Origin of the sequence: Oceanobacillus luteolus (assembly GCF_023715655.1) — a bacterium.
Taxonomy (GTDB): domain Bacteria; phylum Bacillota; class Bacilli; order Bacillales; family Amphibacillaceae; genus Oceanobacillus; species Oceanobacillus luteolus.
Genome location: NZ_JAMBON010000066.1, coordinates 1 through 9,182 on the forward strand (window position 1 = coordinate 1; position 9,182 = coordinate 9,182).

Below are 9,182 nucleotides of genomic sequence, written 5' to 3' on the forward strand. Positions count from 1 at the left end.
AGCAACATGTGCAAAAAAATAAAATAACCGTAAATCTGTTTAAAACATCTCAGATTCACGGTTATTTGGCGTTTCTGTTTTTAATTTTAGTTGCTTCTATTATAAAATTTCTTAGTTCGGGCTTACTCAGCAAGTATGGGAATAAGTAAATTAATCCATATCAAACATAAATTTGCTGTGATACTATCTGGAACATTCGTCCTTATCGTTTCGATAATATTTTATTATATGGAGATTACCTTACTTGAAAAATGGTTAAAGCATTTAAGTTTTATTTTCGGCATTATTATCCCTATCCTACTGCTTTTAATAACAATTATTTTTAAAAGAGAGGTGGCATCGACCTATGGGAAAAAATGAGCTCTTCTTGATCTTATTTATTCTTCCATTACTAGCTGGGTGCTGGGATGAAAGACTTCTAAAGAATTCCCGTACTGTGTATATATCGGGTTTTGACTTGGATGAGAATGGTGATTATCAAATAACTTCAATTATTAGAGATATGAATATTAGTGAGTCAAGCAGGGGGGAAATATCCATATCGAATGAACTGGTAACTGGAAAAGGAGGTTTGATAAAAGAGGCAAGCATGACAATTGATCAAAGCGTACCTGGTAATTACGATCCAGCAAAAGGAAGAACTTTAATCTTAGGAATCGACATCGCCAAAGGTGATATCTACAATGTGCTGGATTCTCTTTACCGGGATCCAAGGGTGGATTTAAACGCCAAAATTGCTGTGACAGATGACAGTGCAAATGAGATAATTACCCATTTATCCGAAAATGAAGTTGAAAAAGGGGAATATCTGTACGAATTGATTCACAGCAGTGAAATACATTCGGAGATCCAGGATATTACACTAAGATCGATTCGCACCTATTTGTTTGATGAAGGAAAAGATTTCATGCTCCCTTATCTGAGCAAGGACGAGGAAGATAATGAAGTTAAAATAAATGGAACTGCTCTTTTTCATGACCACAGCTTTACCGGACAGTTTCTTTCCACTGATGAAAGTACTTTGCTATTATTATTTATGGAAACACAATCCAAAAAAGCACTTTTAACAGAACAGTTAGATAAAAAAGCTGGCGGATCCGTCAGCTATAATGTAAAAAGCGTATCAAGAAAACTTAAGCTGGAAAAAGAAGAAAAGGTACATGCTGATATTATGTTGCAATTGGACGTAGAGATTGTTGACTATCCTCCAGACCATCTAGATAAGCAGGAAATGATCAATTTTTTGGAAAAACGATTATCAAAGATTCTCACTGAAAAAGCGGATGCTCTGTTCAAAAAACTTGCAGCGAATCAAAGTGACGTACTTGGATTAGGTAGAGAACTCATTGTCTTTCATCCATCTATATGGAAAGAAATAAAGGGAGAAAATTATTATGAGCATATCCTTGTTAATCCAAAGGTAAAAGTCAATGTTAGAAGAGTGGAATCATTTTGTGATCACTGAAGTTGATCACCTTCTAATAAGCAAAAATTATTTCTTATCATTATTTGAATTTACCTTTTTAGAAATTACTTTATATTGGAAGTCAGGTGGTAAGCATTCTCTAAAATGCTTGTTTAGATTCAAACACGAGTTCACCAATGATTTTATTTTCAATTTCAAGTTCTTTTCCTTTAGCATCAAAAAGTTTTACTTTAAACATCATTTCAGTAACTCCCTATTCGTACCATTACCTTTATTTTATCATATCTATCCTAATTTCTTTGAAATTATCAGTATAAATACTCAAGTAGCTTGACAGACATAAACAGTCCATTTAGGGTTTAATTTAGATTAAAATAAGGCTTTGTTCACATGAGAAAATAAGGTTTAAATCTATGTATTGTCAAATTAATAATCACTTGCTTAATTATCCATTTTGGATATATGCAATCCTAGTTGGAATTTGTACATCCATTTCAAAATAAAAATAAAAAAACAGTAAAAACCGTTTAAGTTCTTACTGTTTTTTGGGTGATTACACCAAATCAATTATTTAATATCGATAACACCCCTTCAGATAAAAATCTAAAGAGGTAAAACGGTGCAACTTTTTTATAAACGGTTAAACTTTATTTTAAATCTACATCAGTTAAAAACCTCTATTTCCTAATGATGAGCTTCTTCTGCAGCCATTGCTTCTTCTTTAGTGACATGAACAGTACCAAACGGATGATTAGGTGGAGCATATATTGAATAAAGTTTTAATGGAGTATTGCCAGTATTGATTAAATTATGCCATGTTCCAGCCGGTATCATAATAGCAGAGTCATCAAATACTCTTCTCTCGAAATTCAAATTATCCGGGCTATTCCCCATTCGTACAATTCCTTGACCTTGTTCAAGACGTAAGAATTGATCCACGTCTGAGTGGATTTCCAACCCAATATCTTCACCAACATTAATACTCATTAAAGTAACTTGAAGATATTTTCCGGTCCATAAAGCAGTACGGAATGCATTATTGTGCTTTGATGCTTCATTGATATTGACCACAAATGGATTCTGTCCATAATCTGTTAACAAAAAATTATCGCTGCCATTTGGGGAGCGAAAAGAATCAAATTTGTTTATCTGCTCTATCCCATTAGGAGAAGTAAAGTAATCAGACTGTCTTCCATAGTTATACACAGGTATATTAACATAATAAGGATACTGATATACATATGGGTTGTAGTACATTTTTCTCAATCCCTTCACAGTTCATCAAATTATCCTATGTACTATGGGAGGAATGTGTACTTGACTTATGTAACTTTAAAGAAAGTTTTCTCTATAAGGGGTAGCGTCAGGAAAATGCGGATTTACAACGTTAAGGAAATCAAAATATAAAAAGTCTAATTTCTCGGTGTTATAAGTGAAAAATTAGGCTTTAGTTACTTCATTAAAGCGCCTGATTGTTGAAAACTAAAGTTTATATTCACCAAGAAAATTGATGTGCTCTTATCCTAACAAATTTTATTTAGGACTTACATGTATGCCTTCACTCTCTCGCCAATCTGCGTAAAGTATACGCTTTACATTATCATATCCATTGGTAGTTAATTGGTTATCTAACCACTGTTGATCAAATCCGAGTTCATGTAAATTATCCCATAAAATTTCCCCATCTATAATTAACGATGTTGGGAGGTCTACTGGACTTTCTGGAAGATTGAGATCTTGCTTATCTGGTTTTTGATACTTGGATTTTAATAATAAACTTAATTGCCCATTAGCTTCCAATATACCGTATTTGACTTCGCGAACTGAAAAGACATTATTTTGACGGAGTATACTCAATACTTGATTTACATCCAATTTGTTCTTTGTAAGTAACTTTCTGTCCATAACACCATCTCGAATGATGATGTTAGGATTGCCTAATAGGAGAGAACGTGTCGATTTATTTTTTAAAGTCATAAACTCTATTCCCAACATAAGAAACGTCCACAATCCGATGGCATATAAAAAGTGAAAAATCCCTACCTTATCTGCATAAATGGTATTTCCTAACAAATTTCCAAGTACTAACACAAAAACTAAGTGAAACGGGGTTAACTGATAGATGGATGTTCTGCCTGTTATGATAATGATAAAAAATAAAGTGGCAAAACCAACGATGACTTTGATCGTCAGTAAACCAATATTAACTTCTTCCAAAGTTTTTTCCTCCCATTTAAATTCTACTTAGTTGTCAGATTTTGAGGTTTGGATAAAGAGGCTAGTTTTAGTATTAAAGCTCGAGTTACAATTCCAACAATAATGTAATATATGAATGAAAATCTGTATCTCCATTCTAAATAATTAACAAGTTTGATCCACTTGCAAAAGGGTTCACCTATAAAGGCATACGTTAGTGCCATAATGATCTGGGCTAAAATAAAAGATTTCCATGTTCTAAAATATTGATATAACAACATGTAAGCTACAGGTACCATTGAAAAATCAAAAGGAAAGGCCCTAGGAATAAAAGGTAGGAATGCAATGGGGTAATCCCAAAAACTGTATTGTGCACCAACTACATCTAATAAGGTTGTTGTCAAGTAATGGTACCAAATAACAAAATTTCTAAAATAATGTCTCGTTTAACAAGTTTAGCCCATATAACCCAAGGCACAACTAAAAAAACGACTAGTATTCACCATTCCCAAGTTAAAAACTCATTTTTTAGCCAACCATTTAATTCTAAATGATAGAGCTTATCTTCTAATAAACGTATTTCCTTAAGATTTTCAAATATATTATCTATTGATATCACCCCTATATTTAAATGAAAAGGTAACAGATATTTTTGAATTCAAACTCTTTGGGCTGCCTTTTTAGTATTACCGTTTTTTAGTAATGAATTTCCATCGTAAATAAGAAAAAAACCATGTTGGAAGTTCTTTTTAAATCTAGATTTAAGATAATACAATAAAAACAGGATCAACTTATAATAATGGAGAAAGCAGGCGAGCACCCTGTTCAACAATGCGCTCGGTCAGGGATCTTTGCAACAAGTCTTCCATTCTTAATGGTACAGAATCAGTAAGATCCCTCTCGAACTGCTCTGTGAGTTCCCTTGCCACATCAGCACTGTACACGACTTGACACACCTCATAATTCAGGCGAAAACTTCTCATATCATAGTTTGCTGCGCCTACTTCTGCAATTTCCTCATCAATGATCATCAGTTTCGCATGTAACATTCCTTTATTATACTGGTAGATCTGGACCCCAGCTTCTATAAGTTCCCCGTCCATCTCTTTACCATCTATGGTGCTCAACTCTGACCCCAATTCGGCTGACCATCTGGAAAGGTCTACTCTTCCGATTGGATTGATTTTTGTTACCTCAGATTTTGTTTTCAGATTTATTTTCGATTTTACCTGTTCCGGCACAGCAATATTCCAATGAACGTCAAAGACAGTCTGCAAATCGACTGATGCTTCTCCTGTTATTTGTAAATGAGTATCCCGCCAGAAGCCAACGTCAGGATTTAATCCTGTATATTCATATCCTACGTTCATGCCACCAGTAAAAGCTTTCTTTCCGTCGACCGTGACAATCTTACAGTGATCCCGATAATTCCAATTGGATAAAATCCAGGGAAAGCGTAAAGGAAATATTGTCCGGCATTCTATCCCTGCTTCCACCATCTGCAGGATTTTTTGACGCGGAAATTTTTTACTCCCCCAACCGCAGTTCTGTGATGCGATTACCTATTTGGTCATTCCGATAGATGTAATATTCCAGATCAATGGTTTTTTGGGCTTTTTGTAGAGATTCGATGAGTAGTTCATATTTTGCTATTCCATTGTTTAGTACTTGGACTTTACCGACTCGAAGCCCCTGCACGGTGAAATCCCGTAAAGTATCAGCGATTACCGAGGATGAATGACTAAATGTATCAGGTAATTTGTCAGACTCATTATGAGAAGAGGTCAATCTTTTCCGATGAATACGCCTGGGATTTGATGTACTAAGATATAGCCAGAAACCAATGATTGGCAAAATAAGGACGATTGTTATCCAATTCAAAGCCTTGGCAGGGCGACGAACTTCCCAAATTGCTATGAATAACATAAAGAACATATTTAACAGGTATAGATAAAAAATCCACTCCAACTGGAATCCCTCCTTCTTTTTCTCTTTCTCTTAACATGTACAAACTATGGACCAATATACGTATGGAATATGAAGGGATTGTTTGTTATATATTATGGACTACCTTTATAAGAACTTTTATAAGATATTAAGAACGAAAAAAAAGAGAATTATGGTTGGGTAAGTTCTGACATCATGAAAGGCGTAATGATCTGGGCACTGTCCTAACTAGAGACTTAGTGATTTTGAAAAATTACCATCTGGTAAATTCCTAATATATGTATAGTTTTTTATAAATTTGGAAAGTTAAAGTGGTAATGAAGCAATAAGGAGGAACTGTTCATGCAACAGCAACAACCGAATCAATCTCAAAGTCAGCCGCCGGTCTTTCAAGAGCCACCACAGGTGATCACAGGAAAAGATTTTAATTACTTAAAGGACATGCTATCGTGGAACCTTTTAGGACTCAAAAAGGCACATTTTGCAGCAGGCCAGTGCCAAGATCAACAGGTCGTAGTAGCCCTTGAAAAGGCAAGCATGATGCACGAAAGACATTATCAGTGTATTTTGCAGCATTTGGAGCAAAATGTGAACCAAATGAATAATAAGGGGGACATACAAAATGAATAACAATCAAAACAAGATTCAAAATCCAGAAACACCTATACCAAAAACACCTGAGATGAATGAACGTGACTTCCTAAACGATATGCTTTCGTATGAAAAGTACATTACGGCATCTTATTCTACGGCAATGAATGAGGCAAGCCACGCTTCACTATATCAGGACATTCACGCGATTTTCGACGAAACGAAGAATTTGCAGCGTGAACTGTATAATCTGATGTTTCAAAAGGGATGGTATTCGCTTGAAGCGGAACAGCCACAAAAACTTCAACAGGCGGCACAGCAGTTTACAGGGTATATGTCCCAGTTTCCGCATAATCCTCCAATACAATAAGATCGCAAAAAGCTATGGTAACCAGTCCATAGCTTTTAAATTATTCAATTTTTTCATATCGCCTAACCTTAGTTAAACCTTTGTAACTTTTCCAGAAAATCCATTTGGAGAATAGGGGATTGCTTGTGAAGGATTTCCTAGCAATATGATATCAGAACCCAGAATCAGGAACTACTTGGGGATGAATTCAAAAATTTCAAGGTGTTTTTTAACTACAAAAGGTAACTTTTATAAAGGTTCATTGAATTTTGTCTGACATGGGGTCAATAGGGGGAGTATTTCAGATTATTCATTTTGGGCTACTTCCAGTGCTTCTTTACATCAATTAAGCCATTGCCGAAATCGCTATCATTTCATTTCCAGGGATTCCTATGCAAAATTCTTAATAATGTCTATTACTTCTCTGTTAGTTAAATTAGGGTTTGCAGAAAGCAAAAGGCCAGCAAGTCCTGCACATGAGGCGAAGCCATAGAAGTACCTGATAAAGCTGCATACTGCTGGTTAAAATGTGCTCGTAATTTGGACTCCAGGAGCTGAAACATCAATATAATCCCCGTAATTTGAGAATGATGCTCGTAGTCCTGTGTTGTCGACAGCTGACACACTTAAAACTTCAGGATATGCTGGTGGATAGCTCGATTGCCTCTTTCGAAAGAGAAAAAGGCTGATAATTGCCTAAACTCATATTAATGACATTTGCTCCATGATCCACTGCCAATAAGCCAATCCCTTTTGCTATATCAAAGGTCGTTCCATATCCTTCAGCACCCATTGCTTTTATAGGCATTATTTTGTTATACCAGGTGATGCTAGCAATGCCTTCTTGGTTGTTTGTTTCCGATGCCATGGCCACTGTCATCATCAGGAAAGTCGTTATTTTCCAGAACATTGTATCCATTTGTTAATCTCCTGGTCCAGATCAACCCCAGTGAGGAACATAAGATAAAACTGAATATACTCAAAAGAAAGGGAGTTAAAGAATGCATCAATATCATAATCACATGTCTAATTATCACCCTCAATATTCCACCCAGTCTCAGCAATTATCCTGAGTCTGAAATTTGGGCAGAGCAACAAATCAAACAACCTTTATATCCTCATTTGAAATCACAAGTATTAAATATTATTTCCCCTTTTATAAAATATGGATTAGAAGAAGCAAAAGATACTTCATATGTCCATGCATTGCAGGAAATTGCTGCAATAATTGGCACAGACCGCTTATTTAACGGTCGAATCTTGGGAAATTAATGAAATGTTTTAAAAATGGTTGATATGATGATCCATTCTTATAAAGGAAAAACTAGTAGAGTTGAAATATTTAAATGTATTTTTGTACTATTGGTTCAAAAAACAACAATTGAGTTATCATAACAGTTAAATTTGGAGCAATAAGGCACACCGTCAAAAACAAACGGTGTGCCTTATTGTTGTCTATTAATATTTATTCATCTATATTATCTGGATCGTTTATATCTTTAGGATCTTCAATTGGTTCTTCTGCATCAGGGACTAAATCAGCTTCATCATCTTTATCATCTATATTATCTGGGTCATTTGCATCTTCAGGATCTTCAATTGGTTCTTCTGTATCAGGTGATGGTGGATCATTATCCTCTTCTGCATTATTACACCCCAATAACATGATGGTAGATAGAAAAACTGCTGTTAATAGTCTTAACCACTTTAGATTCATTTTTATCGTCCTTTCTATTGGTTTTTTACTATTAATATTATCTTCTTCTTCCACTTTTTTATACGAACATTTTAACTTAACAACAATAATATTAAGGTCCTTAATCACCAAACAGTAGGGGCCTATTTGTATCATTTTCAAAATTTCCCTTTTAAAACGGGAAGGTTCAGGAATTGGAGATAAAAAATGTAGTACTGAAAAGTTTTATGACAATCTTACAGTCAAAGTTCAAATAGAGGCCATTGATGGGGACCATTGATGGGGATAAATAAAAACTAATCTATATCAAAGCCAAATTCCTTAACGTACAGGTATTTGGCTTTTTTTGTGTCGAATTTTGCTTAGCGTACAAAATTTCCGAAATGTTGGCTGTACCCCTAACATATAATAAATCGTTATGGTGTTTTCCCGGGACTTCCTAATCATATATCTAAGAGGTTTAAGACTACCCCTGCAAACCAACGTAATTCAACTAAGTTTGTGACTCCATCGTAAGTAATATAGCAGAGGTTTTTTAAATTAGCAGCCTTATTCTTTGGTTATTTTGAATTTTTGTTAGATGCCAATTGCCCCCTCAATTTATTGTTATATCTTACAAAAATGGGATTTTCATAAGGCGTTAAATGTATGGAAAAATTCTTCTTGTGTCGATTCTTTTCCAGCAATAAATTGAATAGCATCAATCAATAGAATAACGATATTCCGATATTTACTGCGTAAACGTCAAATAATCCACACCTAGTTTTAGATGTGGACTATTGTTATGATTTATTTAGTTTTATTTGGTACACGACATTCCGCTGGAATGGACGGTGACCAAGGTAGTAGATGATCCAATTTCGGTTTGTCAGTCATGTCCATATTTGGCAGCTGTTCAAATAAATATTTCAGGTAATTAAATGGGTTTAATCCGTTTTCCTTCGCCGTCTCCACAATGCTATAAATAATTGCGCTGG

At 34.9% G+C, this 9,182-nt stretch carries 8 protein-coding genes and 3 pseudogenes; 3 read left to right on the top strand and 8 right to left on the bottom strand.

What is annotated here, in order from left to right; all coding sequences use genetic code 11:
- Nucleotides 1-346: 346 nt before the first annotated feature.
- The gene (locus tag M3210_RS18935) at nt 347-1,465 is read left to right on the top strand and encodes a Ger(x)C family spore germination protein (protein WP_251517693.1); all 1,119 of its coding nucleotides are present in this window, start codon (nt 347-349) and stop codon (nt 1,463-1,465) included.
- 645 nt (nt 1,466-2,110) lie between these two features.
- Here the strand turns inward: M3210_RS18935 and M3210_RS18940 are convergent.
- The 4 genes and pseudogenes from M3210_RS18940 to M3210_RS18950 form a co-directional block, all read right to left on the bottom strand.
- Nucleotides 2,111-2,683, bottom strand: a complete 573-nt coding sequence (locus M3210_RS18940) for a cupin domain-containing protein (protein ID WP_251517696.1) — start codon at nt 2,681-2,683, stop codon at nt 2,111-2,113.
- A 276-nt stretch (nt 2,684-2,959) separates the two neighbouring features.
- Nucleotides 2,960-3,643: a DUF421 domain-containing protein gene (locus M3210_RS18945; RefSeq protein WP_251517698.1), complete on the bottom strand. Its 684-nt coding sequence runs from the start codon at nt 3,641-3,643 to the stop codon at nt 2,960-2,962.
- A gap of 23 nt (nt 3,644-3,666) precedes the next feature.
- Nucleotides 3,667-4,026 (bottom strand): CBO0543 family protein, encoded by a 360-nt coding sequence (locus M3210_RS20535; protein WP_285853904.1) that lies wholly within the window; start codon nt 4,024-4,026, stop codon nt 3,667-3,669.
- Between the two features lie 387 nt (nt 4,027-4,413).
- Nucleotides 4,414-5,590 (bottom strand): annotated as a pseudogene (locus M3210_RS18950) (phospholipase D-like domain-containing protein).
- A 321-nt stretch (nt 5,591-5,911) separates the two neighbouring features.
- On the opposite strand from M3210_RS18950, the gene M3210_RS18955 reads away from it, so the two are divergent.
- Together M3210_RS18955 and M3210_RS18960 are read left to right on the top strand one after the other, a co-directional pair.
- The gene (locus M3210_RS18955; protein ID WP_095308191.1) at nt 5,912-6,199 is read left to right on the top strand and encodes a hypothetical protein; all 288 of its coding nucleotides are present in this window, start codon (nt 5,912-5,914) and stop codon (nt 6,197-6,199) included.
- A complete protein-coding gene (locus tag M3210_RS18960) occupies nt 6,192-6,530 on the top strand; it encodes a spore coat protein (RefSeq protein ID WP_095308193.1) in 339 nt (112 codons plus the stop codon). Before M3210_RS18955 ends, M3210_RS18960 begins: the two co-directional genes overlap by 8 nt.
- 299 nt (nt 6,531-6,829) lie before the next feature.
- On the opposite strand, the pseudogene M3210_RS20780 reads toward M3210_RS18960, so the two are convergent.
- The 4 genes and pseudogenes from M3210_RS20780 to M3210_RS18980 form a co-directional block, all read right to left on the bottom strand.
- Nucleotides 6,830-7,441, bottom strand: a pseudogene (locus tag M3210_RS20780) (S8 family serine peptidase); the annotation flags it as partial.
- Between the two features lie 533 nt (nt 7,442-7,974).
- The gene (locus M3210_RS18970) at nt 7,975-8,226 is read right to left on the bottom strand and encodes a hypothetical protein (protein ID WP_251517700.1); all 252 of its coding nucleotides are present in this window, start codon (nt 8,224-8,226) and stop codon (nt 7,975-7,977) included.
- 612 nt (nt 8,227-8,838) lie between these two features.
- Nucleotides 8,839-8,943, bottom strand: a pseudogene (locus M3210_RS18975) (DnaA ATPase domain-containing protein); the annotation flags it as partial.
- Between the two features lie 51 nt (nt 8,944-8,994).
- The coding region (locus M3210_RS18980) for a transposase domain-containing protein (RefSeq protein ID WP_251517703.1) at nt 8,995-9,182 on the bottom strand (188 nt) is incomplete at its 5' end.

Coding starts and splice junctions, on each gene's coding strand:
- M3210_RS18955 (WP_095308191.1), top strand. CDS start 5,912: ATGCAACAGCAACAACCGAATCAATCTCAAAGTCAGCCGCCGGTCTTT.
- M3210_RS18940 (WP_251517696.1), bottom strand. CDS start 2,683: ATGTACTACAACCCATATGTATATCAGTATCCTTATTATGTTAATATA.
- M3210_RS18970 (WP_251517700.1), bottom strand. CDS start 8,226: ATGAATCTAAAGTGGTTAAGACTATTAACAGCAGTTTTTCTATCTACC.
- M3210_RS18935 (WP_251517693.1), top strand. CDS start 347: ATGGGAAAAAATGAGCTCTTCTTGATCTTATTTATTCTTCCATTACTA.
- M3210_RS18960 (WP_095308193.1), top strand. CDS start 6,192: ATGAATAACAATCAAAACAAGATTCAAAATCCAGAAACACCTATACCA.